General features: G+C 50.6%; 28 protein-coding genes and 1 pseudogene. 15 read left to right on the top strand and 14 right to left on the bottom strand.

All coding sequences use genetic code 11. The features are described 5' to 3' along the window. Positions 1-119: 119 nt before the first annotated feature. Positions 120-446, top strand: a pseudogene (locus JKP81_RS10730) (tyrosine-type recombinase/integrase); the annotation flags it as partial. A 223-nt stretch (positions 447-669) separates the two neighbouring features. Continuing rightward, positions 670-1,332, top strand: coding sequence for a hypothetical protein (locus JKP81_RS10725; protein WP_200551713.1), 663 nt, complete (start codon positions 670-672; stop codon positions 1,330-1,332). Here the strand turns inward: JKP81_RS10725 and JKP81_RS10720 are convergent. Next, positions 1,329-1,793 carry a hypothetical protein gene (locus JKP81_RS10720; protein ID WP_200551712.1) on the bottom strand — a complete coding sequence of 155 codons (465 nt, stop codon included), beginning with the start codon at positions 1,791-1,793 and terminating at the stop codon, positions 1,329-1,331. The two genes, JKP81_RS10725 and JKP81_RS10720, sit on opposite strands and share 4 nt — an antisense overlap. A 125-nt stretch (positions 1,794-1,918) precedes the next feature. Between JKP81_RS10720 and JKP81_RS10715 the strand changes: the two genes are divergently transcribed. After that, positions 1,919-2,137, top strand: a complete 219-nt coding sequence (locus JKP81_RS10715) for a hypothetical protein (protein ID WP_200551711.1) — start codon at positions 1,919-1,921, stop codon at positions 2,135-2,137. Between the two features lie 11 nt (positions 2,138-2,148). Next, a complete protein-coding gene (locus tag JKP81_RS10710; RefSeq protein WP_200551710.1) occupies positions 2,149-2,895 on the top strand; it encodes a 2-phosphosulfolactate phosphatase in 747 nt (248 codons plus the stop codon). On the opposite strand, the gene JKP81_RS10705 is transcribed toward JKP81_RS10710, so the two are convergent. Then, entirely contained in the window at positions 2,866-3,408 is a 543-nt protein-coding gene (locus JKP81_RS10705) for a TetR/AcrR family transcriptional regulator (protein WP_200551709.1), read from the bottom strand. The two genes, JKP81_RS10710 and JKP81_RS10705, sit on opposite strands and share 30 nt — an antisense overlap. Positions 3,409-3,488: 80 nt before the next feature. Here JKP81_RS10705 and JKP81_RS10700 point away from each other — a divergent pair, with 80 nt between their 5' ends. Further along, a complete protein-coding gene (locus JKP81_RS10700) occupies positions 3,489-4,691 on the top strand; it encodes an MFS transporter (RefSeq protein ID WP_200551708.1) in 1,203 nt (400 codons plus the stop codon). 31 nt (positions 4,692-4,722) lie between these two features. Here JKP81_RS10700 and JKP81_RS10695 read toward each other — a convergent pair whose 3' ends face one another. Then, complete coding sequence (locus JKP81_RS10695) at positions 4,723-5,955, bottom strand: MFS transporter (protein WP_200551707.1); 1,233 nt, start codon at positions 5,953-5,955, stop codon at positions 4,723-4,725. 274 nt (positions 5,956-6,229) lie between these two features. On the opposite strand from JKP81_RS10695, the gene ybjG reads away from it, so the two are divergent. Together ybjG and deoR are read left to right on the top strand one after the other, a co-directional pair. Continuing rightward, positions 6,230-6,838 (top strand): undecaprenyl-diphosphate phosphatase, encoded by a 609-nt coding sequence (gene ybjG, locus JKP81_RS10690; protein ID WP_200551706.1) that lies wholly within the window; start codon positions 6,230-6,232, stop codon positions 6,836-6,838. 65 nt (positions 6,839-6,903) lie between these two features. Further along, positions 6,904-7,662 carry a DNA-binding transcriptional repressor DeoR gene (gene deoR, locus JKP81_RS10685; protein WP_200551705.1) on the top strand — a complete coding sequence of 253 codons (759 nt, stop codon included), beginning with the start codon at positions 6,904-6,906 and terminating at the stop codon, positions 7,660-7,662. A 31-nt stretch (positions 7,663-7,693) separates the two neighbouring features. On the opposite strand, the gene dacC is transcribed toward deoR, so the two are convergent. Continuing rightward, positions 7,694-8,896, bottom strand: a complete 1,203-nt coding sequence (dacC, locus tag JKP81_RS10680; protein ID WP_065368918.1) for a serine-type D-Ala-D-Ala carboxypeptidase — start codon at positions 8,894-8,896, stop codon at positions 7,694-7,696. Positions 8,897-9,232: 336 nt separating this feature from the next. Between dacC and JKP81_RS10675 the strand changes: the two genes are divergently transcribed. Next, positions 9,233-9,862, top strand: a complete 630-nt coding sequence (locus JKP81_RS10675; protein WP_200551704.1) for a glutathione S-transferase family protein — start codon at positions 9,233-9,235, stop codon at positions 9,860-9,862. Positions 9,863-9,980: 118 nt separating this feature from the next. On the opposite strand, the gene JKP81_RS10670 is transcribed toward JKP81_RS10675, so the two are convergent. From JKP81_RS10670 to JKP81_RS10660, 3 genes are all read right to left on the bottom strand, one after another. Next, positions 9,981-10,433, bottom strand: a complete 453-nt coding sequence (locus JKP81_RS10670) for a hypothetical protein (protein ID WP_234455578.1) — start codon at positions 10,431-10,433, stop codon at positions 9,981-9,983. Between the two features lie 52 nt (positions 10,434-10,485). Then, on the bottom strand, positions 10,486-10,839 hold the full coding sequence (locus tag JKP81_RS10665; RefSeq protein WP_200551702.1) for a hypothetical protein: 354 nt from the start codon (positions 10,837-10,839) through the stop codon (positions 10,486-10,488). A gap of 213 nt (positions 10,840-11,052) precedes the next feature. Next, complete coding sequence (locus JKP81_RS10660) at positions 11,053-11,943, bottom strand: LysR substrate-binding domain-containing protein (protein WP_200551701.1); 891 nt, start codon at positions 11,941-11,943, stop codon at positions 11,053-11,055. A gap of 754 nt (positions 11,944-12,697) precedes the next feature. Between JKP81_RS10660 and JKP81_RS10655 the strand changes: the two genes are divergently transcribed. Continuing rightward, on the top strand, positions 12,698-13,603 hold the full coding sequence (locus JKP81_RS10655; protein ID WP_017456069.1) for a flagellin: 906 nt from the start codon (positions 12,698-12,700) through the stop codon (positions 13,601-13,603). 291 nt (positions 13,604-13,894) lie between these two features. Here the strand turns inward: JKP81_RS10655 and JKP81_RS10650 are convergent, their stop codons facing one another. The 4 genes from JKP81_RS10650 to JKP81_RS23710 form a co-directional block, all read right to left on the bottom strand. Continuing rightward, the gene (locus tag JKP81_RS10650; RefSeq protein ID WP_200551700.1) at positions 13,895-14,506 is read right to left on the bottom strand and encodes a protein phosphatase CheZ; all 612 of its coding nucleotides are present in this window, start codon (positions 14,504-14,506) and stop codon (positions 13,895-13,897) included. A 246-nt stretch (positions 14,507-14,752) separates the two neighbouring features. After that, entirely contained in the window at positions 14,753-15,859 is a 1,107-nt protein-coding gene (locus tag JKP81_RS10645) for a PQQ-dependent sugar dehydrogenase (RefSeq protein WP_200551699.1), read from the bottom strand. Positions 15,860-16,035: 176 nt separating this feature from the next. Next, the gene (locus JKP81_RS10640; RefSeq protein WP_017456065.1) at positions 16,036-16,419 is read right to left on the bottom strand and encodes a biofilm formation regulator BssR; all 384 of its coding nucleotides are present in this window, start codon (positions 16,417-16,419) and stop codon (positions 16,036-16,038) included. 194 nt (positions 16,420-16,613) lie between these two features. Further along, positions 16,614-16,736 (bottom strand): hypothetical protein, encoded by a 123-nt coding sequence (locus JKP81_RS23710; RefSeq protein ID WP_255563090.1) that lies wholly within the window; start codon positions 16,734-16,736, stop codon positions 16,614-16,616. Between the two features lie 113 nt (positions 16,737-16,849). On the opposite strand from JKP81_RS23710, the gene JKP81_RS10635 reads away from it, so the two are divergent. Genes JKP81_RS10635 through JKP81_RS10625 form a run of 3 tightly spaced genes read left to right on the top strand, consistent with a single transcriptional unit; the run spans position 16,850 to position 18,276 of the window. Continuing rightward, the gene (locus tag JKP81_RS10635) at positions 16,850-17,473 is read left to right on the top strand and encodes a glutathione S-transferase family protein (RefSeq protein WP_200551698.1); all 624 of its coding nucleotides are present in this window, start codon (positions 16,850-16,852) and stop codon (positions 17,471-17,473) included. Further along, positions 17,460-17,828: an SH3 domain-containing protein gene (locus tag JKP81_RS10630; RefSeq protein ID WP_200551697.1), complete on the top strand. Its 369-nt coding sequence runs from the start codon at positions 17,460-17,462 to the stop codon at positions 17,826-17,828. Before JKP81_RS10635 ends, JKP81_RS10630 begins: the two co-directional genes overlap by 14 nt. A 10-nt stretch (positions 17,829-17,838) precedes the next feature. Continuing rightward, a complete protein-coding gene (locus JKP81_RS10625; RefSeq protein WP_200551696.1) occupies positions 17,839-18,276 on the top strand; it encodes an NUDIX domain-containing protein in 438 nt (145 codons plus the stop codon). Positions 18,277-18,286: 10 nt separating this feature from the next. Here the strand turns inward: JKP81_RS10625 and JKP81_RS10620 are convergent, their stop codons facing one another. Continuing rightward, complete coding sequence (locus JKP81_RS10620; RefSeq protein ID WP_200551695.1) at positions 18,287-18,556, bottom strand: hypothetical protein; 270 nt, start codon at positions 18,554-18,556, stop codon at positions 18,287-18,289. A 117-nt stretch (positions 18,557-18,673) separates the two neighbouring features. Further along, positions 18,674-19,147, bottom strand: coding sequence for a GNAT family N-acetyltransferase (locus JKP81_RS10615; RefSeq protein ID WP_200551694.1), 474 nt, complete (start codon positions 19,145-19,147; stop codon positions 18,674-18,676). 205 nt (positions 19,148-19,352) lie between these two features. On the opposite strand from JKP81_RS10615, the gene JKP81_RS10610 reads away from it, so the two are divergent. Then, positions 19,353-19,610, top strand: coding sequence for a hypothetical protein (locus JKP81_RS10610; protein WP_200551693.1), 258 nt, complete (start codon positions 19,353-19,355; stop codon positions 19,608-19,610). Positions 19,611-19,639: 29 nt separating this feature from the next. Here JKP81_RS10610 and JKP81_RS10605 read toward each other — a convergent pair whose 3' ends face one another. Further along, positions 19,640-20,608 (bottom strand): alpha/beta hydrolase, encoded by a 969-nt coding sequence (locus tag JKP81_RS10605; RefSeq protein WP_305067924.1) that lies wholly within the window; start codon positions 20,606-20,608, stop codon positions 19,640-19,642. Between the two features lie 205 nt (positions 20,609-20,813). Between JKP81_RS10605 and JKP81_RS10600 the strand changes: the two genes are divergently transcribed. Together JKP81_RS10600 and JKP81_RS10595 are read left to right on the top strand one after the other, a co-directional pair. After that, a complete protein-coding gene (locus JKP81_RS10600) occupies positions 20,814-21,848 on the top strand; it encodes a serine protease (protein ID WP_200551692.1) in 1,035 nt (344 codons plus the stop codon). 13 nt (positions 21,849-21,861) lie between these two features. Next, positions 21,862-22,722 carry a hypothetical protein gene (locus JKP81_RS10595; RefSeq protein ID WP_200551691.1) on the top strand — a complete coding sequence of 287 codons (861 nt, stop codon included), beginning with the start codon at positions 21,862-21,864 and terminating at the stop codon, positions 22,720-22,722. Positions 22,723-22,791 lie beyond the last annotated feature (69 nt).

The raw sequence follows: 22,791 nt of genomic DNA, 5'->3' as shown, positions 1-22,791 counted from the left end.
ACAACCTGTTTGACTGCTTCAGTTTTAAACTCTTCGGGATAACGCTTACCGCTCATGGGCACCTCTCTTTAAGCCATCTTAAATGACTCTGAGGTGTCTGTTAAACCCGTGGCGATTCAATTTATGATGAAATAATTGCCCTGGATGGCTTCAAGTTTTTCACAGACTGTTACTTCCAATTTTTGGCGGTGGTGGAGAAAACATCGATAGTGCTTCCTCGCGGACAGCTAACCCACGTTCTGCGCCATACGTTTGCAGCACACTTTATGATGTCCGGTGGAAATATACTTGCTCTACAAAAAATCCTTGGGCATCACGATATTAAAATGACCATGCGTTATGCTCATCTTGCACCTGATCACCTTGAAACGGCTCTGCGCTTCAATCCAATAGCCACCATGCACGATGGCGACAAAGTGGCGGCAGCGGTTGGTATTACTCCGTAGTAGCCACCTTTCATCACTCATATAACTTATTGATTATCATATAACTCATTGTTTTTACTAACCCATTTACATAAATGGGTTTTTTGTTGCCTTTTTTCATTGCCCCTTCTCGATTTGAACCGATAAGAAGCCTGTGTTTCGCCTTTCCTCTGACTCTGGCGAAGCAATGCAGATTTGGTAATATCGATGCCGAAACAGCACTACTCGCTATAACGGGAAAACGATGAAAGCGGAAGAAAATAGACTCGAAAGCTGGCTAAAAAAATCATTATACCGCGATGTTTTTTATAAAATCGGCATGTGGTGCGTTATCTCCATTATTTCATTTTATATTGCAGGAAAAACGGCGAATTTTGATGTCGCAAAATATCTGCTTAGTTTTTTGGATAAAAGCATGCCGCAACTTAATTACGGCTGGATGGTGTTATTTATTATTGTCCCGGTATCCTTTTTCATGAAAGATATGGAAGCCATGAAACCCGATACCTGGGGAATGGAGACCCTGCGAGGTAAGGTTGGTGCAGCACTGCGCAAAGTGACCAGCGACCTGCTGCTGTGGTCCAGCGGGATTTCTACAGCGTTACTGACAACATCATTAATGGCGCTCGCGATTCTCTTTTACAGAGAACCTCAAGTGACCTATAAAAGCCTTGTGCAAATCGCTTATGTATTAACGGTATTATTCATTTTCTTATTTGCCACTGTATGGTGTTATTTCATATTAAAACGCAATAATGCTGTACTCTTTTCCATTATGAATAGTCAGCGAGGAATAAAGTTAGGACACCTTGTTATTATTCTATTTTGTTTATACGCCGCGCATAAAATATCTGTCGATATCGACAAAAAAGCGACAGTTGAACAATCTCAGCCAAAAATGTCTTAAAACGCCACGCGAAACCATATCGCCCACAGCACATAAACGCCACCCGCTAAAAAGCAGAGCCCGTAGGCCCATACAATCCCCGACTCACGGCGCAGGTAGAATTTAAGCGGGTTGCGGTGCAGATTGGCAGAGTTATAAGTTTTATGGAACTGCGTCATCTGTTGTGCACCTTTGCTGACAAGCGCAAAGAAAAAACTCACTGTTATGATCATTGCAAACGCCATATAACACTTCAAAAACAATCTGAGACCGGTAAATACCCACGGGCCGGAGTCTCTGCTGACACCCGCAACGCCGTGCTTTTTCAGCATAATGGCGGCACCGCTTAACATCAGATGCACCAGCAAAAAAAGGGCAAAATGTTTCGCATTTCTGGCAAAAGTATTTTTTAAAGTGATACCAAAAATCCAGGCGAAAAACGCTGCCGCGGATATCAGCCACATTACAGTATTTAAAAACATTCTATTCCTTTTCAACAGGTTGTTTGAATTTACTATTTTTGCATTAATACTTAAGCGAACGCCAGCGCTGCGTTTTTCATAGTGCTCTTTTTTAACCCTCACCCGACACCGCAAGGAGCCCTTCGATGCTGATTTACAACGTTTTTGGTCGTTATATTGGTGTGAAGCGCGTGGCAGATGACTGGCAGGTGTTCCGCGTGGACAGAAGCGAAGGCAAGCATTCACGGCTTTACAACATCATCATTCCCGGGGAATTAAGCGAAGCAGAGATCCCCGGCTGGCTGGGAGATATTTTCCATGAGGCCGCAACGGAAAAACATCCCGATGTTTTTCGCGTGGAATAAAGGAGCAGAAAATGTGTGCACAATGGTACAGCCAAGGCCCATTCGATGTACGGCTGGAGTGGGGTTTAGCCGCAGCGGAGCACCTGGCGCGGGAAGCCGATTGTGTGGTGATTGTCGACGTGATGTCGTTCTCCACATGCGTTAGCATCGCCACCGATAACCAGGCGCTGATTTACCCGTGGCCATGGAAAGATGCCAGCGCGCAGCGCTACGCGCAGGAAAACCATGCCGATGTCGCCAGCTTCAATCGCACCTTTGCCGGGGGCAAATACACGCTCTCACCCACCTCGTTACTGCCTATTCCCGCTGGACACCGGCTGGTGCTCCCCTCACCTAACGGTTCCACCCTTTCGTTTAAAGCACGCGATTGCGGCGCAGCGGTGTTCAGCGGGTGTTTTCGCAACCGGCTGGCAACTGCGACAGTGTGTGCAGGTTTTGAGCGCATTTTGCTGATCCCGGCCGGGGAACGCTGGCCGGATGGCAGTCTGCGCCCGGCGGTGGAGGATTATCTGGCTGCGGGCGCCATTATCGCCGCACTTGGCAAGCGTAAACTCTCGCCTGAAGCACAAGCGGCAAAAGCCGCATTTCAGGGCGGTGAATTCAGCGATCTCCGTCACTGCGCATCCGCTAATGAACTCCACGCACGGGGTTTTTCAGCGGACGTAGAATTGTGTCTCGCGCTTGACGCAAGCCATCGCGCCTGCGCATTAGTCGACAACGCGTATCGCTCACTGTCCGGCGAGACGCCCGATCATTAAGCGAATGGCTTCGCGGCTCAGCGGCTCGCGATCGACCACAAAATGCAGCGTCATCCCTTCGATAAACGCGTCCAGCGCACGTGCCGTCATCGGTTCGAACCAGCGCTCCAGGGTGGTCTGGCTGGTACGCATCCAGTCTTGCATCACATTTTTCAGCGTGGGCTGGCGGCTCATAAACGCATACAGCTGGTACATCAGCTCCATATTGCGCGCGGTGGTCACCTGGGCGCTGTAAATCAGCTCGGTTAGCGCCTCACAGGCTTTTGCCTGACTGTCAACGCCGTCGAAAAAAGCGGCGTATTGCGCCGACATCTGGCGGGTAAACAAGCTGAAAGCCTCTTCTAACAACGCATCGATACCGGAAAAGTAATAGGTCATTGAACCCAGCGGCACATCAGCACAGCTGGCGATTTTACGGTGCGTCACCGCCTGAATCCCATGTGCGGCAATGGTATCCAGCGTCGCTTGCAGAATGCGGTCACGCCGCTGCGGGTCGTTGGGTCTTCGAGCCATAGATCCTCTCACTCATTTATGTACAAATGTACACATTCTTGCTAGTGTTGTCCTATCTTTTCTTTTTTCTCAGTGACGATATGACTGAAAATGCATCGCGAAAAGCCCTGCAACATCGCTTGTGGGCGCTGTTTACCTTCTTCTTTATACCAGGGCTATTAATGGCGTCGTGGGCCACGCGAACGCCAGCAATACGCGATATTTTATCGGTTTCCACCGCGGAAATGGGCGGGGTGCTGTTTGGCCTGTCGGTCGGTTCGATGAGCGGAATTCTCTCTTCCGGTTGGCTGGTAAAGCGCTTTGGCGCACGGAAAGTGATCCGCGCCAGCATGTCGTTCAGCGTCATCGGCATGGTGGTGCTGAGTATCGCGCTGTGGCTGGCGTCTCCGCTGTTATTTGCCATCGGCCTGGCGTTGTTCGGCGGCAGCCTGGGTGCGGGCGAAGTGGCAATGAACATCGAAGGTGCGGAAGTCGAGCGTGAGATGGGCAAAACCGTGCTGCCAATGATGCACGGTTTTTACAGCTTCGGCACGCTGGTCGGCGCAGGCATTGGTATGAGCGTTACCGCTATTGGCCTGGCGGCCAACTGGCACATTCTGGCGGCGGCACTGGTGGCGATTGTTCCCATCATGCTGGCGATTTCCGCCATTCCACCTGGCACCGGCAAAGACTCCGCCGATGAGAAAGCTCGCGGGAAAAAAGGGCAGCCGTTCTGGCGTGACACCCAACTGTTGCTGATTGGCGTGGTGGTGCTCGCAATGGCATTCGCTGAAGGTTCCGCCAACGACTGGCTGCCACTATTGATGGTGGACGGACACGGCTTTAGCCCAACGTCCGGCTCGCTGATCTACACCGGTTTTACCCTTGGAATGACCGTCGGGCGATTTATCGGCGGCTGGTTTATTGACCGTTACAGCCGCGTCACGGTGGTGCGCGCCAGCGCGTTGATGGGTGCGCTGGGCATCGGGCTGATTATCTTTGTTGATAGTGCCTGGGTGGCAGGCTTCTCGGTGATTTTGTGGGGGCTTGGTGCCTCGCTCGGTTTCCCGCTGACCATTTCCGCCGCCAGCGATACCGGCCCGGACGCGGCAACCCGCGTCAGCGTGGTCGCCACTACCGGCTACCTGGCGTTTCTCGTCGGCCCGCCGCTGCTCGGTTTTCTCGGCGAGCACTACGGCCTGCGTAGCGCCATGCTGGTGGTGATGGGGCTGGTGTTGATTGCCGCCGTGGTTGCCCACGCGGTCGCCAAACCGGCCCCGGAAACCCAGGCTGAAACCTGCTGATTGCGCGGCGGCGCTGTTGATGAGCGCCGCCCTAACCTTCCAGCGAATTCCCCACCCGTTTATCACGCAGAAACACCACCATTAAACCCAGCCACAGCACACCGTTAGCCAGGTTGAAGAGGCTGAACAAGCCATTGCCGCCGCTCAGCCAGGCGTGTTTACTGATTTCGATACCGACGGTAAAAATAAACATCTGTAACATGCCCATTGCCGCCGAAACGGTGCCTTTACTCATGTCGCTGGCAAACAGGGTCAGACGCACCAGCCCGGCGTTTGCCAGCCCAATACCAAAGGCGTAAAGGCTCAGCCCGGCGGTCATCCATAGATAAGCATGCGAAGAGGTAACAGTCGCGACGGCTGCCAGCAGCAACCCGGCCGCGATTGGCCAGCCGCCCATAATGATCAGCGCGCGCACGGTGCGCCGGGAAGTCAGTCGCGCCAGTACCAGGTTACCGATAATCAACGCGCCAAAAATCGGCACCTGCAACAGGCCATACTCATAGCTGCTCAACTGCTCACCGCTGATGATGATAATCGGCGACTGGGCAATCCACGCCAGCAGTGGCAGGCTGACAAAGCCTGTCGCCAGCGCCCCGGCGACAAAACGCAGGTTCTTCATCACTTCGACATAGTCGCGCCACAAGGCTTTAAAGGAGAGCTTTTCACCAAGCCGCGTGGCGGTCTCCGGCATCGCCCGTTGCAGGCCAAAAAAGGCGAATGCCGCCAGCAACGCGAACAGCACAAACATCCCCTGCCACGGCGCGGCATGTACCCACGCAGCACCCACCAGCGGGCCGAGCAGCGGCGCTATCAGCGCCACGTTCGCCATCAGCGCAGTGATTTTTATGCACACCGCTTCTTCGAAAGATTCCTGGATTGCCGCGTAACCGACCGCGCCAATAAAGCACAAGCTAATGCCCTGCAAAAAACGCAGTAGCGTGAACTGCTCAATGTCCTGTGCCAGCAGTGTTGCCAGGCAAGTAACGATAAACCACACCACGCCGGTTAGCATCACCGGGCGACGGCCAATGCGATCCGACAGCGGCCCCAGCAGCCACTGCAAAAACATGCCGCCCGCCAGGTAAGCGGTCATTGACGTTGGCACCCACTCAATGCCGGCGTTGTACTGCTCCACCACGGCCAGCATGCCGGGCTGGATCATATCGTTGGCGATATAGGTGGAGAATTCGTAAAGCACCAGGCAGAGGGGAAACAGTAGCGCCCGTCGTCCCAGACGTTGGCTCGTTAAGGTATGGTTTTGCATGCAATCTCTTCATCTATGAAAAATCGCGCAGAGTGTAATCAAAGCCGCTATGCAGCGATAGGAAATTCTCTGTCACAGATTAAATAAAGCACATTTCAGTTCGTTTAAGGTTCACTTAAGTGCGCAGCCGTAAGATACGCCCTCAGTGGTTCGCTCCAGGAATCGTCTAACTCTCAGATGAGTAAGACAAAACCCCTTTACCGTTGACCATGCCGCTTTTATGGTGGTCGCTTTCGCGTCAATTTTGCTTATTTCATCAAAGAGTAACAAGCGTATGTTAGAGAGCCTGAATTACACCCTCTTTTACTGGATTAACGCCACGCCAGACTCTCCGCGCTGGCTGATTGCGTTTGCCGATTTTGCCGCCAGCGATTTAATCAGCATTGTGCCGCTGCTGGCGGTTGGCCTCTGGTTATGGGGTCCACGCGAGCAAGTGAATGCGCAACGCCAACTGGTGATTAAAGTCACGCTGGCCATGCTGGTCAGTCTCTGTTGTTCAGCGTTACTGGGGCATTTTTTCCCGCACGATCGCCCCTTTGCCGATCGCGTGGGCTACAACTTCCTGCACCACGCGCCGGACAGTTCTTTCCCGAGCGATCACGGCACGGTGATCTTCACCTTTGCAGTCGCTTTCCTTGCCTGGCACCGTTTGTGGTCGGGCGCGCTGTTGATGGTCATCGGTCTGACCATCGCGTGGTCACGCGTTTATCTTGGAGTGCACTGGCCGCTGGATATGCTGGGCGCGCTGCTGGTTGGCATCGGCGGCTGTTTGTCCGCGCAAATCCTCTGGCAAGGCTTTGGCCCGTCGCTTTACCACAGTGTGCAACAGCTCTATCGCGCCTGTTTCGCCCTGCTGATTCGCCGCGGCTGGGTACGTGACTAAGCCCTGAGGCAAAGGTAATATGAACGCCCTGCTCAATGCAGGGCTTTCTTTTATTCAGGGGAATTATGGAAACAAGACGCGACGAACGGATAGGCCAGCTGCTGGCGGCGCTCAAGCGCAGCGATAAACTGCACCTGAAAGAGGCGGCGACGCTGCTTGGCGTATCTGAAATGACCATTCGCCGCGATCTCAGCGCCAACAGCGCGCCGGTAGTACTGCTGGGCGGTTACATCGTGCTGGAGCCGCGCTCCGCTAGCCATTATCTGTTAAGCGATCAAAAAAATCGTCTGGTTGAAGAAAAGCGCCACGCGGCAAAACTCGCCGCCGGGCTTCTGAAAGCGCATCAGATGGCCTTTTTCGATTGCGGCACCACCACGCCATGGATCATTGAAGCTATTGCGGACGATCTGCCCTTCACCGGCGTCTGTTACTCGCTGAATACCTTTCTGGCATTACAGGAAAAACCGCAGTGTCGCGCCATTCTCAGCGGTGGTGAGTTTCACGCCAGCAACGCCATTTTCAAACCGTTGAACTTCAATGAAACGCTGAATAATCTGCGCCCGGATATTGCCTTTTATTCGGCGGCGGGCGTGCATGCTCAGCAGGGCGCGACCTGTTTTAATCTGGAAGAGTTGCCGGTAAAGCACTGGGCGATGACCAGCGCGCAATACCATGTTCTGGTGGTGGATCACAGCAAATTCGGTAAAGTGCGTTCGGCCTGCATGGGGCCATTAAGTCGCTTTGATGTGCTGGTCAGTGACTGTCGCCCCGACGAGGCGCTGGAGAGCGAAGCAAAAAAACACCAGTTAACATTGCTCTATTGACCGTGCCCGGTCGGGCACGGTCAAGGTTGTATCAGGAGAACCAGCCGCCAAACCACTGGTGGAATTTCAGCAGCACAAAGTCCCACATCCGGCCGATAAACCCGGCCTCTTCCACCGCTTCCATCACGACCAGCGGGCGTTGCTCAATCGTTTTACCGTTCAACTGAAAATCGATGGTGCCCACCACCTGACCTTTGGTCAGCGGCGCCTGCAGTTCCGGCTGCGTTAAGGTGTAACTGGCTTTCAGGTTATTCAGTTGCCCCTTTGGAATGGTGATAGATCCTGCTTCACCCGCGCCAAGTTTCGCTTCGCTCTCATCGCCAAACCACACGCGCTGGCTGACAAATGTCGCGTCCGGTTTGATAGGCGTAACCGTGTCGAAGAAACGGAAACCCCAGGTGAGCAATTTTTCTGACTCATTAAAGCGGATACGGTCCGTTTTCGCCCCCAGCACCACAGAAATCAGACGCATATCACCTTGCGTCGCCGAAGCTACCAGGTTGTAACCCGCGCCATCGGTGGTGCCGGTTTTCATGCCATCCACGTTCATGCCGGTGTTCCACAGCAACCGATTACGGTTCGGCTGGCGGATTTTATTAAAAGTGAACTCTTTTTCTTTATGGATGGCGTACTCATCCGGCACATCATGAATCAGTGCCTTGCCGAGCAGTGCCATATCGCGCGCAGTGCTGAACTGCCCCGGCGCATCCAGGCCGTGCACCGTTTTAAAGGTGGTATTGGTCAGACCGAGTTTTTGCGCATAGCTGTTCATCAGGCTGACGAATGAGTCCTGGCTGCCCGCCACGAAATCTGCGATAGCGATACTGGCATCGTTGCCGGACTGGATAATCACGCCTTTGTTGAGATCGGCCACGGAAACCTGATCGCCGGGTTTCAGGAACATCAGCGAAGAGCCACGCAGCGCCGGGTTGCCGGTCGCCCAGGCGTCTTTGCCGACGGTCACTGTATCAGTGAGATGAATTTTTCCGGCTTTCAACGCCTGGCCAACCACATAGCTGGTCATCAATTTCGTGAGGCTGGCAGGATCGAGCTTCTCGTCAGCGTTGCCTTCTGCCAGCACCTTACCGCTGGCGTAATCCATCAGGATCCACGCCCTCGCATCGACCGGGGGCGCACCCGGCGTTTGTTCCACCGCGTACAACGAAGGGGAGAAAAGCATCAACAGCGCAGAGCCCGCAACCAGGCTGCGAAGGGATAAAGAGAAATGCGTCATAGGGGCCACCCGAGTATCCATTCAAAAACGTCACAACACCGTGCCGCAACAAACGGTGAGTAATAGCGCACAAACGAAACGAAAAAAACCGTCACTGGGTAAAGTTTTTAAAGTTTACGCAATAACCGCGTGTTGCGTGCCGTTTGTGCTGAATATTTATCCCCTGAATAATTCGAGTTGCACCTTGCGCGTTGAGCCGTGCTTGCGCTGGCGCCGAAGGAGCGACGCTTACGAAGGAACCGGTAACAAAACCCGCGCATCTGCAACTTGAAGAATGACGGAGATTGGCACACGATGAATGTCACACCGACACTCATTCACACCACTGAGGTAAAAATGATAACGCTATGGGGCAGAAATAACTCGACTAATGTCAAAAAAGTTCGCTGGCTACTGGAAGAGCTGGAATTACCGTACCAGCATATTCTGGCGGGCAGAGAATTCGGCGTGAACCATGAGCCTGAGTATCTGGCGATGAACCCGAATGGTCTGGTGCCGCTGCTGCGTGATGATGAAACTGATGTGGTTTTGTGGGAATCCAACACCATCGTGCGTTATCTGGCAGCGCAGTATGGCCAGGGCCGTTTGTGGGTGGAATCCCCTGCTGAGCGTGCGCAAGGGGAAAAGTGGATGGACTGGGCGCTGAGCACCCTTTCGCCAAAACATGGCCCACTGTTGCAGGGACTGGTGCGCACCGCGCCGGCACAGCGTGACAACGCCGCGATTGAATCCAATAAAAACGCGCTGGATGGGCTGTTCGCGATGCTCGACGATGTACTGGCAAAACAGCCGTGGCTGTCCGGGGAAGCGTTTGGCTGCGGGGATATCGCCGTCGGCCCGTTTATCTATAACCTTTATAATATCCCCGGATTACGCTGGGCACCGCACGCCAACCTGCAACGCTGGTATGCGCAATTGTGCGAACGTCCCGGCTTCAAAAATGCGGTAATGATCCCGGTGACCTGAACCTTTTTTTGACCGGTGGCGCTGGCATTATCACCTGCGGTTGATGGTGAAATGCGCCCGGCGCCATCCGGTCCTCCCACGCGGCAACCCGCCGGTTTCGCGGCCAGGCGCAGAGACGTTATTCCTCGCCATCCGCAAACAGTGGATCGTCTTCTAAAGGAACCAGGCTACTTTCATCCCACTCGATCTCATCCATTGCGTAGTCAATAACATCGACTTCGCAGCACTCCTCCAGCAGCGCTTCTGCCTCATCAAGAAGTTCGATTGCATCCTGATAAAACGCCATCACGTCAGGTTCGGCCACTTCGTCATTATTTATCGCGTCGAGTTTATGGATAGCAAAATCGATATTCTGCAAACTCTCCTGCAAAAGCGTCACCTCTTCGCCACACTCTATACCGGAAATTACCGCAGCATGATCGTCACTCAACGCGTCATCCCGCTGAGTAAAAGCGTGACCGGCTAAGCCAGATTGTCTGGCGACCGACAGAAATGATTGTGATCTTTTCTTTAAAAAATTAGCCCGTTCTAATGACAGACCCAACTGCTCAGTGGCGACATTATCCATCATACCCATCTCGTAAAGTGATATAAGTTTTTGATTACTGCTAAATAATTATTTTTCACATGGCTTGCATGCGGTACTGAACCGAAACACGCCGAAGCAAAACCGGGACGGTTTCTATATATTGAAAACAAGTGAGAATGGCGTTACTCATTTCTTTAGGAGAGCTGGAGTTTAAATAATCATCCAATGTTATCAACGCACACTCATAGGTAAATAAAAAATCGGTCAACTCTGGCGGATATGGCTGCAGCGTCAGTTCAACGCGAAGCTCATTATACAGAGCCACCAATTTTTTCAGCGCAACGCAGGCATCTGTCTTTTTATTTTCAAATGCATGCTCATTCAATGCAGGTTTGATAATGGCAAGTAGCGATCGATGAACGTTGGTATATTTTGAGTTAAGAAACATGAGTCACCTCTGACATCATAAATTTGCCAGCGTCTACACCCGGCGTTTTCATTGACGATTAAGAGCGATAAAAAAGACACATTTTAAAAAAAGGCGCAGCACTACTGCTGAGAGACAAACACTTATCAAAAACGTAATGTTTGTATCTCAACATATTTTTATAACCAGCGATCATGTCGCCGTGATTACCGTTTAATTAAGACAATAAATTCATTACAACGTATTCAACCTTGCGTTAATTCGGCCGCCGACATCGCTGCCAAAACTATAATATTTTTCCTTCATAATATCGCCTTCACGCACCATCATAAAAACCCGTCGTGATAAATTATTATCTTTGATATTAATATATTTAATACTATTGTGATCGTTACCAAGCGTTGACAGTTTCGGGAAAAAGGAGACATTATCCGAATGCTTTACCATATATCTGATGGTTTCCAGATCGTTTGAAATACTCCGCGCATGGTTGAGTATCTCCTCGCTACCAGGTTCAAGAGTGAGATGTTCTGGCATCGATTTGGTCATAATTAGCTTATGCTTTTTCAACTCATTGAGATCAATCACTTCTTGTTTAGATAGCGGATGGCTGTTGTTTACGCCCAACACAAATTGCTCTTCATAGAGCTGCGCTTCAAGGAAGTTATCATTATCAATAGGCCCAATCAGCAGCCCCAACTGTAATTGCCCTTTTCCTAACATACTCAGCAAATTATCTTCACTGACTTCATGGAGCTTGATCTCATTATCCGGGAATTTTTCTTTGAAGGCGCTGAACAGATCTTCATATATATACGATCCAAGCGTTGGTGTGACACCAATATTGATAACGCCAACCGGTTGAAAACGCAGCCGCTGCGCTAATTCATGCAGGTTATGCACCTCCCGAAGAATATTTTCAATCAGCGGCAACAAATGCAAACCGATCGGCGACAGGCTAAATCCTTTGCCTTTACGGTGCAGTAGTGGAATGCCTAATTCCTCTTCCAGTTTTTTGATTTGGATGCTCAGGGTGGGTTGAGAAACATCGCACTCCTCAGCCGCCTTCTGAAAATTCATATGTTTTATCAACGCGACGAAGTATTCCAAATCTTGCGTTCTCATAAAGCCAACTCTCCCGTGTGCAGACAAAAAACACAAAAACATCACACAACATAAGCCTTTTATATTTCAGCCAGGGTAACAAACACGACCGCGACTGATGCGTGATTTTTCATGCTAAATTTAATTTAAGTGCCATTATCGGCACAACTATTCAGTTATTTGTTATATAAACAACGCTGTATTCTTTCTTATCAGTAATCGAAAATCTGGCGCAAAACTTTAATTGTTAATTCATATCGTCAACCGTTTAATAGGATGCAACGATGCAATAATGTTAGAATTTGCTTTTAGTACCCACATTATGGGCAACATTTAACCTTTTCAGACAAATAACGTTGAAGACAACCACCTATTTAAATATCAGCCTAACAGCATCCTTGCGTCAGGAAAAGCGAATTTACCTGCTTTAAAGTTACAAAAAATAATCTTCCCGCCAAGATTATTCAATAATACTTAATTATAGTTTAGCAATACTAAAATAACTTGGTACGGTTATTCTTATTTATCGACAACCTATCCGGAATTATGATCGGATGTGCCTATAAGTATTATTAGGATAGAATACGCCAGCGGCAATTAAAATATATTTACAACCACTATTAGCTATAAAATCATCGCATTAAATCGTTTCATTTATAAAAATAAACTATTAGTCATTTAAATTTAAAGTTTTATTCCCTGTGGACGATATCCATTTCGCCCAGCGATATTGGGCAATACCGATAGATTAATTCTATATTTCTGGAGAAATGAAATGGCCGTTATTAATACCAACACCTTGTCTTTAATGACCCAAAATAACCTGAGCAAATCTCAGTCTTCTTTAGGTACGTCTATTGAGCGTCTGTCATCCGGCCTGCGTATTAATAGCGCAAAAGATGATGCGGCTGGCCAGGCAATTGCTAACCGTTTCACGTCAAATATTAATGGCCTTTCCGTTGCGGTGCGTAACGCGAATGACGGCATTTCACTGGCACAGACCACCGAAGGGGCACTGAGCGAAGTGAATAATAACCTGCAGCGTATTCGCGACCTGACTGTGCAGGCGCAGAATGGCTCCAACTCCGCATCCGATGTCGACTCCATCCAGGCGGAAGTTAACCAGCGTATGGAAGAGATCAACCGTATTACCACCCAGACCGACTTTAACGGCCTGAAAGTGCTGAATACCGGCTCGGGCGACAGCCAGTATAATTTCCAGGTTGGCGCGAAAGATGGTGAAACCATCAGCATTACCGTGAGTAGCAGCGACGCGTTCAACCTCTACAACACCACCGGTGCAACGGCCGCAACAACAGGCCAGATCGTCAACGGCAGCGCACGTTCTACTGACGCACATGGTTTCGACGTGCTGCAGGGCGTTGTCAGTTCCGGCGGCACCACCGACGGTAATCCGCTGGCCGATCTGGATAAAGCCATCAAAGCCGTGGATACCGAACGCAGCCTGCTCGGTGCTTCCCAGAACCGTTTTGAATCAACGATTTCCAACCTGAACAATACGACGAACAACCTGTCGGCAGCGCGCAGCCGTATTCAGGATTCTGACTACGCGACAGAAGTGTCTAACATGTCCCGTTCGCAGATCCTGCAACAAGCTGGTAGCTCCGTACTGGCGCAGGCTAACCAGGTTCCTCAGACCATGCTGTCCCTGCTGCGTTAAGTAGTGAGAAATCCGCTTACCTCCTTCAGAGCGGATTTCTAAGATGTAATTCCTTGACTAACACCCGCTTTGTCATGAGGGCGGGCTTCATTGAGCATAACGAATTTATTTTTCTTTTTTATCCCGCATATGTTGATGGCATTGCGGGATTTTTTTATTGAAAGGAATGCGTCTTTTATGCGAGATAAACAGCCCAAAAAAGAGTGAATGCAATAATATTGCATTCACCAAAAGAACAATTAGTGGATATCAATAAGCACAACAACGAGGGTGAAGCACTAACAAAATAAATTACAGGCCAAGGCTATTGAGCAACTCGTCAATATCCTCTTGCCCGGCTGGTTGCGAAGCTGAATCAGCGCTGGCTTTGTTGATTGCCGCGCGCCCTTCTCGCGGTACGTTTTCTAACAACACATTCAGGAACTCTTTCTCAATATTTTCCAGCAACGCCATCATGCGCAAAATAATCCGTGCCGTGGTATCCGGGAAATCCTGCGCCATCATAATTTCCCGCAGGTAGGATTTTGTGACTTCGGTGCAATGGGGAACCGAGTCCAGCCAGCCGCGCGTGGCGCGGGCAAGCGCCATCGTTTCATCGAGACTTGCGGCTTCATTATGCTGCTGCCATTGCGCAAGCAACTGGTTAGCTTGCTGGCTCAGTTGCTCCTGAAGAGGTTGTGTCAGTTCGATATAGTTCAGCGTTTTGCCGGAGGCCTGCGCCGTAAGGTCGACAACATATTGCAGCCGGCTGCGTGCATCGGGAATGGAATTAGCCAGTTCAACAATGGTGATATCGTGGCCTAACTCACGCAGGCTACTTCTTAACATGCGGGTGACGTTGCCAATGCGGGAAATCAATTCATAAATATCTGTCGACGCACCCGAAATACCTTGATGATGCATTATTACTTCTCCTTTAACGCATACTCTAAGATATTCAGTTATCGGCAATCGCTGCTGGCACTTAAATAAAAGACGCCACATAGCCAGCCGCTATATAAATAAAAATGGCGGCATTATTTTATTTAAAAACAATTAACAGAAAACACTTATATAAAAACAAAATATAGCTTTTGCCTGTTAACGGCAGAAAGAAAAAAGTCACGACTAATACGCAGAATAAAGAAAGGGGAATAACCCCTTTCTGCTTCAGGAGGCCGGGCTGACTTTCCACAACGCGCCGTCGGATTCATCGGTCAGCACATAGAGATAACCATCCGGTCCAACGCGTACATCGCGAATGCGCTGCCCGCGATCGCCAAGAATACGGCCATCTTCCGTCACCTTGTCGCCCTGCACGCTCATGACGATGAGATCTTTATCTTTCAGCGCGCCGATAAACAGTTTGTTTTTCCACTGCGGGAACACATCGGCATTATAGAAAGCCATGCCGCTGATCGCCGGGGATTTTTTCCAGTAAAAGATCGGTTGCTCGGTGCCGGCGACAATCTCCCCTTTCGCTTCCGGGATTTTCAGCCCGCTATAGTTGATGCCCCAGGTGGCAATTGGCCAGCCGTAATTTTTCCCCTTTTGCGGAATGTTGATCTCATCGCCGCCGCGCGGGCCATGCTCGTTGAGCCACAACGCGTTACTCCACGGGTTCATCGCCATTCCCTGCGGATTGCGAATACCGTAAGACCAGATCTCCGCTCGTGCCCCCGCGTTACCGGCAAACGGGTTATCCTCCGGCACCTTGCCCTGGTCCGTCAGCCGCACCAGTTTGCCCTGCAATTTATCCAGATCCTGCGCCGTCGAACGCTGGTTATTCTCGCCCAGCGCAATCCATAAATAGCCTTTGCCATCAAACACCAGCCGACCGCCAAAATGGTTACCGGTGGAGAGTTTCGGCTGCTGGCGGAACACCGTCTGAAAATCGTCGAGGCGCTTAAAATCCTCGCTAAGACGGCCATACCCCACCGCCGTTCCGGCTTTATCATCCTGCCCCGCTTCGGCGTAGCTCAGCCACACGCGGCGCGACTGGGCAAAATCCGGTGCCAGCGCCACATCCAGCAAGCCCCCCTGACCATGCGCCCAGACGCCGGGAACCCCGGTAATCGGGTCGGAAATCCCCTTATCTTGTTGCCATAAACGCAGTTGCCCGCCGCGCAGGGTAATTAACATGCCCTGATTATCGGGCAGAAAAGCCAGCGCCCAGGGGTGATCGAGTTTGGTTTGTAATACATCGACTTTCACCGCAGCAGGCGCGGCGAACACAGAAACTGAGAGAAACAGGAAAAGCAGCGGGATCTGGCGCATACGGCGCTCCTTTATGCAGTTTTTTATTCTGATAAAGGGTAGACCGCGCAGCGCGGGCAAAAAAGATTTTTACACTCCCTATACACAACCGCATGCACATCGCGATTGTTGCAGTTAAACTAGGGAGCAACGCGGAGGAGGTAGACGCAGAAAGGGGGAGTTTCCTCCCCCTGGTATCAGGCTTCTTCGAGCGGTGAATGCTCGTTCAGATACTGAATGCAGTAATTAAGCACATTCAGGGAACGTTCCAGCTTATCGACATTCACCGAAATGTAGGTGGGACAATCCTGTCGCCCGCTCATCAGACAAACAGCTGCTGAAGAGAGCGCTTCCTCGGCGCGGTATATCGCACTGCGTGAGTCGCGATCCGGCATTTCGTTTAACCGTTCGCCTTTATCGCGGATCTCCAGCGCCAGGGCAAAGAAGCGTTCACGCAGACGATCATTTTCGCTGACCGACATATACCCTTTCGCTTTTCGCATCTGGATATAGGCCGCAAGGTCACTTCGGGCAGCAATCAACTTCGTCAGCAGACGACGCGCAAGTTCATCAACGGTCATATATCTTCCCCCCTTGTCAGCCAGTGTAGGATCATAGTATGGTCGCTTTTTGAACAAAAGCATGCGTCTGGTCAATATTTAATTTTGTCTGCCGGACCTTTACATTTCACTTAAAGTGAGCAGTGACCGCCATTCACGGTAAGTTATCATGCTGTGCGCCCCCCGCAATTCATAAATTTACCAAATGAATCAACTCACTCGCTCAATCTTACCCGTCGCCAGCAGAGCCTGAATACCAGCATCACTTTACTGGATGGCGATTCCCATACTGGCGTATCTTTCGCCGTACTTTGCGCACTGTCTCTTGCTTTATTCATGGCGTTTACTGTGAGTTAACGTGGCGAGTTGCCACTCATCTGCCAGTGGTCAGAAAGCATTTGTCTGGTGTATTGTTTTTAAACGATTAATTACACGAATGGACACCTGCAACATGCTTAAAATTCTTGGTAAAACGACGTCGATAAATGTGCGCAAAGTGCTCTGGACCTGCGAAGAAGCCGGGCTGGATTATGTGCAGGAAGATTACGGCAGCGGTTTTGCCTCCACGGAAACGGAAGAATTCCGCGCCATGAACCCCAACGCGATGGTACCGGTGCTGATAGACGACGGTTTCGTACTGCGGGAGTCCAACTCGATTTGCCGTTATCTGGTGCGTAAAGCCGGGCGTGAGGATTTGCTCCCCGGTGAGCCGCAAGCCTGCGCCAACGTCGAACACTGGATGGACTGGCAGGCCACCGAGTTCAACAACGCCTGGCGTTACGTTTTCCCGGCGCTGGCGCGCAAAAACCCGGCATTTAACGACCCGAAAGCCATCGAAGCAGGCATCAAAGAGTGGAATCACTGCATCGGTATTCTGGAACAGCAGTTGCAGCACACCGGAGCATTCGCCGCAGGCGACACCTTTACGCTGGCGGATGTGGTACTGGGGCTGTCGGTCAACCGCTGGAAAATGACGCCGTTTGACCACCCGCCCGTTCCCGCTATCGACGCGTGGTTTGAACGATTAAACCAGCGCCCGGCATTTTTGCGTCACGGCAATAATGGCATGGTGTAAAGCGGTGCCACCCCAGGCGAAAGTTACCCGTGATTACACTTCGGCGTATCCCGATCCGATTGCGGTCGGCAAAGGCGAGCGCGTGCTGATAAGCCACTGTGATTTGCAGTGGCGTGGCTGGGTGTGGGTGACGTTAGCGTCGGGGAAAAGCGGTTGGGCGCCGCAGCAGCTTTTCGCACCACTCAGCGCGTGTGAAGGAAGTGCGCTTGACGACTACTGTGCTCATGAACTGACCGTGCATGCGGGAGACTCACTTACGCTGATTCACGCCCTTAACGGCTGGTATTACGCGCAGAAAGCGGACGGGGAAAAGGGTTGGCTGCCGCAGGAGTGCGTCACGGAATGGGAAAAATAGTGGAAATCAAATGAAGCGAGAACGCTATAACTTATCGATTGCGGTATTTGTTTTGCTGAGAAAAGAGAACCAGATTTGCATGCTTAAGCGCACCGGAACAGGCTGGATGGACGGGTGCTATAGCTTACCCGCCGGCGGGCTGGAGCAGTACGAAACGCTGGGGGCAGCAGCGGCGCGGGAAGCCAACGAAGAGACAGGCGTTATTATCTCGCCGGATGATCTTCACCTGGCGCATACGCTACACGTCTGGACTGAGAATCGCTCGTGGATGGGGCACTTTTTCAGTTGCACACGCTGGCAGGGCGAACCGTTTATCGCCGAGCCGGAGAAGCATGGCGATTTATGCTGGCACGCCATTGACGATTTACCTGAAAACACGATTGGCTATGTCAAACAGGCGATTGCGCAGATCGCCGCCGGGCAACCCTATTCAGAATACGGATGGTAAAATGCGGCACTCAGCGCCCGATTTTAGCCCGCAGTACGTTGACGCTGAGGGCTAGAAGCCAGGCGATCACCAGCACAATTATCACCAGCATAATGGTGCTCGGCGGATCCATTCCCCATTCGTAGGTATCGGTAATCAGCTGATGCCGCCAGAGCAGATCAAATAACCAGCCCGATGACCATTCCCAGAACTGGTTAACCGGCTTGATGACAGCGCTAATAAAAAAGGCGAGCACCACATACAGCAGCCCCGCCAGAATTTTAATGATTGCCGTGCGCATCGTTTTTCCCTTTCCGGTGTTGCTAAACCAGACGGTTTTACCAGCGCGGGAACGGCATAGCAATGGCAACGCGGCGCTAAATGCATCGCCCAATTTTACCGCGATGGTGTAAGCCCGTTACTTTTCAGTCGGGTTGCTCCTGCTCTTGTAGATATCCGGGCGGGCAATCGTCCATGTGTAATCGGGCCGGTTGATTGGCACATAACCCGCCTGCGCGTACAGCCAGGGCGCAGTGGAAGTAAAGAGAACAATCCGCCGCAGTTTTTCAAAAACCGGGTGCGCATGGCAGCAGGTGATTAACCATTTCCCCAGTTTTTGCCCCTGATACGCTTCCAGCACATACACATCACACAGATACGCGAAGGTGGCGTAATCGGTGACTAAACGGGCAAAACCTATCTGCTCATCACCATGAAAAAGGCCGAAATTAAGGCTATTTTGCACAGAGATCGCCACTGTTTCCCGATCAATCCCCACCGCCCATGTCGATCGCGTCAGATAACGGTGGATAGCAGAAATATCCTGCTTTTCGGCGTCGGTTGTTACCAGGTAATCCTCTTTACGCCATTCCTGAACGTCGAAACTTGCCATAGATCTGCCCTTATCACGTACGGAAAACGTTCAAATTAGCATGAATTTTGTGCGCCGGTGAGCACGAGAAAAGACGAAAACCAGGGGCTTTTTTACCGCGCAAGCGAAGCGCATAGTAATAATTTACACCGTGCAGGGGTAAACCAACGTAGCCTGATGCCGATAACGCAATTGCCCTAACCGTTTCATTTACAAGGAAGATGTCATGAAAACCTATGTGTTCTACTCCAGTGACATTGCCGTGAATGTCTATGAGAAAAAAGCCTTGTCCGCTGAAGAAGTACGCCAGCTTCAAGCTGAAGGCTTTCGCAAAATGCCGTTTGAAACCCAGGCAGAAGACGAAGCGCAGGCCATTGATATCATGCTGGCGCATTTCAAAGAGAATCTGGAAGCGCTTGAAGAGTTCACCAAAGACTGGTGCATTCCCGCCACCATTTTCGCCGCGATTTATGCGTTGAGCTAAGCCGCTGAAGGCCGCATTCGCGGCCTCTTTTACTGTGCTTCGGCAAGTGTCTCGCCGGAAATATCTAACAGTGCCGAGTGCATCGAGGCGTCAAACATCGCGCCGTGCGTCAGGCCGGGATAAAGCCGGTAAGTCGCCGGTATTCCTCTGCTACGCAGGCGTGAAACCGTCTGGCTTAGTGCGTTTAACACGTCTGACGTGGCGTTTTCGTCCCGCGCATTGCTGTCGCCATCGCCTTCCATAAACCACAGTGATTTCTGGCTGCCCTGCGCTTCATTGACCTGCTCAAGTGCGTTGAGCATCACAGCGTTATGACGATCCAACGAAGGCACGGCCGAGTAAAATGTGTGAAAAAAGTCGGACGATAAAAAGCTCTCCAGCACGAACAATCCCCCGTAAGAGTGACCCCACAGCGCCCGCTTTTGCGGGTCGATAGCGAGATCTTTTTCAGCCTGTGGCGCAATGGTGCGCTCCAGTAATGTGCGGAAAAGCGCGCTACCGCCACCGGCTCTGCCGCGCAAATTCTGCGGGCTACTTTGCGTTGCGGGCGTGTAATCATACGCTCTGGCGGTTAAATCAAACGGCAGATCGGTCTGATAGCCAATCGCCACCAGCACGGGCGGATCGCGCAGCGACAGTTTTTGCAACAGCTCATCAGATAACCGGTCCATTACCGCGTTGCCGTCCAGCAGATAGAGCACCGGGTAACCGCTGGCGGGCGGTTTTTTATTCGGGATGGCAGTCCACACTTTGTAGTGACGCTTGCCGTCGGCGGAATCAAAGGTGTTGACGGTGAAATGGTAAAACGCAGAGCCTTTGTCGGCGATATTCGGCCCCAACGGCGTCATGTCCGGGCGGGCATAACCGTTAGCCGCGCAGAGCAACAGCAAAACCGCCGCCAACTGGCGAATCACTGCGCTAAAGGTTGAAAAACCGCCTGCGTTAAACGCGCTTAATCGCAGGAATGTAGAGCTTTTTTTAAATGAACGCATGAACATTATCCTTCCCTGGAGCAAGAAACCAACGGCAGCAAAGTTAATGCGAATCATTATTGATTGCAACCAAAATGGCCTTTCCTGTGGCCTCGTTTGATAAAGGCAACAGGCTGCTTACCTGGCAACAAAAATCATACTTTCGTATGAGAAAAGTTTGCGCCGCTGCGTCTGATAATTCAGCAATCCCCCCGCAATCTGGATCGTTACCATGCGAGCGATACCCTCTCTTCTGCTGCTTATTTTATGTAGCGTAATCAATCAGGTGGATGCTCGCGAAACCAGCACCCTCGGCAATAACAGGCTAGATATTGAGCAATACCAGACGGATGATTTACTCAAAAAACACCCGTTTGATAAGGGAATAAAATCTGCTGAGCATGAATCAATTCTGTTCAATCTGGCCATCCGCGACATGCAGCAGGAGGGTATTAATCAATACCCGACGCGTAACGAAGATAATAAAAATGTCATGGCGAAACTGAAGTTACCGGCAAGCAGCATTGCGGAAAATACGCCAGACTGTGATTCAGCGACGGCTGACTTTTATCGTACCCGCGGCAATAAAGAATCGGCGCAATTAGTCATTACCCGCTGTCAAAAAAAGCTGGAAAAGAATAACTTCGGCACATTTGCGTATGCCGCTAAATTTATTCCTTCGGTTGTTTATCTGCGATCTTCATTAGAAGCGTGTACCGGCTTTTTAATCAACACCACCACCGTTGTTACCGCTGCGCATTGTAATGTTGATACGGCATATTTTAGTAATGGCGAGTCGAGGAAAGTCAGTAAAAAAAATGGCAAAGTGTGTTTTAAAACCGAGGGAAGTTATTGCGATTATGCTGCGTTAACCATTGATAAAATCAACATTGCCTCGCCCCCTCTTCAGTGGCAACAAGCCGATGTTAATGATGAATTATGGATACCAGGCGTGGCTATTTCATCCCTTGAAACCATCCCGGATCGTTATCCGGCCTCTAATATGGCGGCAACTGATAATCAACAAAATAAAAGCTGCAAAGTGGTTTATATCAACGATAACTGTCTTATTCATCTGTGTACGGTGCTTGAGGGTTTTTCCGGGGCACCAATTGTTAATATCACGAAAAGCAAAAAAGAAAATAGCGTGGTAATAAGTGGCATACATATTTCATCAAAACAGACCCTCAGTAAAGAGATGTGCAAATTAGACACCGAAAAATTACTGGCTAATTACGCTGTACCGAAATCAAAACTCCCCTTTTAAGAGGTAATCCCCTATGCCTGTAAAAAGAACACTTCTCTTTATCAGCGCACTCCTGGCAGGGTGTGCAAGTGAGCATGTAAACACTGTGAGTTATAACCCACAGGCAATAAAAGAGGGCGGAATTGAAGAGATGCGCGCGTTTATATCGGGAGATCCCTGCCCAGCTTCGTTAGATGAGGACAGAGGTTCTAATGAAGCCGCCGCGCTATTATTAGCGGTGGCTACGCCGATCCTCAGTGAAACCCTTAAATATGGGTTTTCGCTAATATCTAAAGTTGGCAGCAATATGGCAAAGCCCTATCCGGTAAATGCTTATATTTATCCGAATGAAACTACGCTAATTTCCAACGCGCAATGTTTAACGCTGGTTTATGGTGAGTTTGGCGGTACGGGAAAAAATAATCTAGCGACCCCCGGATTACCCTATCGATATTACAATAACAAACTTCTGGCCGGGCAATTAACCAGCGATCTCGGTTTTGCCATGCAAATTAAAATACAGCGTAGCGAAGAGCGATTATCGTTTGTTCCGTATTCTCTTTTTTACCCCAAACAACTGCGGCCATACGGCATGAATAATCATCACGGGTTAACCGTGGCAATAGATTTTGGCGGTAACGATATCACAATGGAATTCGATAAAGTAAAGGTTGGTCACTATTACAATCAAAAAGCGGTAATTACGCACGGCAAAACCATTGAGCTGGCAAAAGTGACGCCGTATACCCTGAAAATTACGGTAACGGAGGGACCAGACAATGAAACACTCGCCGGGCTGCTGCAAGCGGTGTCATCAAGTGATGTCGTCGCGGCGCAGCAGCAGATCCTCAAAACCTATATCGATAAAAAGATCGCCGAAAAAACGGCAAAATAAAGTCCAGGCATAGCGGTTAAAAGCCTGCCTTCCCGGGACATATAAGGCGCTATTAGCGACTAACCGCTA

Source organism: Kosakonia sp. LAM2021 (assembly GCF_016620385.1).
Classification (GTDB): Bacteria; Pseudomonadota; Gammaproteobacteria; order Enterobacterales; family Enterobacteriaceae; genus Kosakonia; species Kosakonia sacchari.
Note: the sequence above shows the minus strand (reverse complement) of the source record. Positions and strands in the feature narration are given on the sequence as shown.

Coding starts and splice junctions, on each gene's coding strand:
- JKP81_RS10670 (WP_234455578.1), bottom strand. CDS start 10,433: ATGATGGATAATGTCGCCACTGAGCAGTTGGGTCTGTCATTAGAACGG.
- JKP81_RS10650 (WP_200551700.1), bottom strand. CDS start 14,506: ATGCATCATCAAGGTATTTCGGGTGCGTCGACAGATATTTATGAATTG.
- JKP81_RS10720 (WP_200551712.1), bottom strand. CDS start 1,793: ATGTTTTTAAATACTGTAATGTGGCTGATATCCGCGGCAGCGTTTTTC.
- JKP81_RS10715 (WP_200551711.1), top strand. CDS start 1,919: ATGCTGATTTACAACGTTTTTGGTCGTTATATTGGTGTGAAGCGCGTG.
- JKP81_RS10645 (WP_200551699.1), bottom strand. CDS start 15,859: ATGCGCCAGATCCCGCTGCTTTTCCTGTTTCTCTCAGTTTCTGTGTTC.
- JKP81_RS10625 (WP_200551696.1), top strand. CDS start 17,839: ATGAAGCGAGAACGCTATAACTTATCGATTGCGGTATTTGTTTTGCTG.
- JKP81_RS10675 (WP_200551704.1), top strand. CDS start 9,233: ATGATAACGCTATGGGGCAGAAATAACTCGACTAATGTCAAAAAAGTT.
- deoR (WP_200551705.1), top strand. CDS start 6,904: ATGGAAACAAGACGCGACGAACGGATAGGCCAGCTGCTGGCGGCGCTC.
- JKP81_RS10655 (WP_017456069.1), top strand. CDS start 12,698: ATGGCCGTTATTAATACCAACACCTTGTCTTTAATGACCCAAAATAAC.
- JKP81_RS10660 (WP_200551701.1), bottom strand. CDS start 11,943: ATGAGAACGCAAGATTTGGAATACTTCGTCGCGTTGATAAAACATATG.
- JKP81_RS10610 (WP_200551693.1), top strand. CDS start 19,353: ATGAAAACCTATGTGTTCTACTCCAGTGACATTGCCGTGAATGTCTAT.
- JKP81_RS10640 (WP_017456065.1), bottom strand. CDS start 16,419: ATGACCGTTGATGAACTTGCGCGTCGTCTGCTGACGAAGTTGATTGCT.
- ybjG (WP_200551706.1), top strand. CDS start 6,230: ATGTTAGAGAGCCTGAATTACACCCTCTTTTACTGGATTAACGCCACG.
- JKP81_RS10630 (WP_200551697.1), top strand. CDS start 17,460: ATGGCATGGTGTAAAGCGGTGCCACCCCAGGCGAAAGTTACCCGTGAT.
- JKP81_RS10605 (WP_305067924.1), bottom strand. CDS start 20,608: ATGTTCATGCGTTCATTTAAAAAAAGCTCTACATTCCTGCGATTAAGC.
- JKP81_RS10635 (WP_200551698.1), top strand. CDS start 16,850: ATGCTTAAAATTCTTGGTAAAACGACGTCGATAAATGTGCGCAAAGTG.
- JKP81_RS10620 (WP_200551695.1), bottom strand. CDS start 18,556: ATGCGCACGGCAATCATTAAAATTCTGGCGGGGCTGCTGTATGTGGTG.
- dacC (WP_065368918.1), bottom strand. CDS start 8,896: ATGACGCATTTCTCTTTATCCCTTCGCAGCCTGGTTGCGGGCTCTGCG.
- JKP81_RS10710 (WP_200551710.1), top strand. CDS start 2,149: ATGTGTGCACAATGGTACAGCCAAGGCCCATTCGATGTACGGCTGGAG.
- JKP81_RS10615 (WP_200551694.1), bottom strand. CDS start 19,147: ATGGCAAGTTTCGACGTTCAGGAATGGCGTAAAGAGGATTACCTGGTA.
- JKP81_RS10665 (WP_200551702.1), bottom strand. CDS start 10,839: ATGTTTCTTAACTCAAAATATACCAACGTTCATCGATCGCTACTTGCC.
- JKP81_RS10595 (WP_200551691.1), top strand. CDS start 21,862: ATGCCTGTAAAAAGAACACTTCTCTTTATCAGCGCACTCCTGGCAGGG.
- JKP81_RS10600 (WP_200551692.1), top strand. CDS start 20,814: ATGCGAGCGATACCCTCTCTTCTGCTGCTTATTTTATGTAGCGTAATC.
- JKP81_RS10705 (WP_200551709.1), bottom strand. CDS start 3,408: ATGGCTCGAAGACCCAACGACCCGCAGCGGCGTGACCGCATTCTGCAA.
- JKP81_RS10700 (WP_200551708.1), top strand. CDS start 3,489: ATGACTGAAAATGCATCGCGAAAAGCCCTGCAACATCGCTTGTGGGCG.
- JKP81_RS10695 (WP_200551707.1), bottom strand. CDS start 5,955: ATGCAAAACCATACCTTAACGAGCCAACGTCTGGGACGACGGGCGCTA.
- JKP81_RS23710 (WP_255563090.1), bottom strand. CDS start 16,736: ATGAATAAAGCAAGAGACAGTGCGCAAAGTACGGCGAAAGATACGCCA.
- JKP81_RS10725 (WP_200551713.1), top strand. CDS start 670: ATGAAAGCGGAAGAAAATAGACTCGAAAGCTGGCTAAAAAAATCATTA.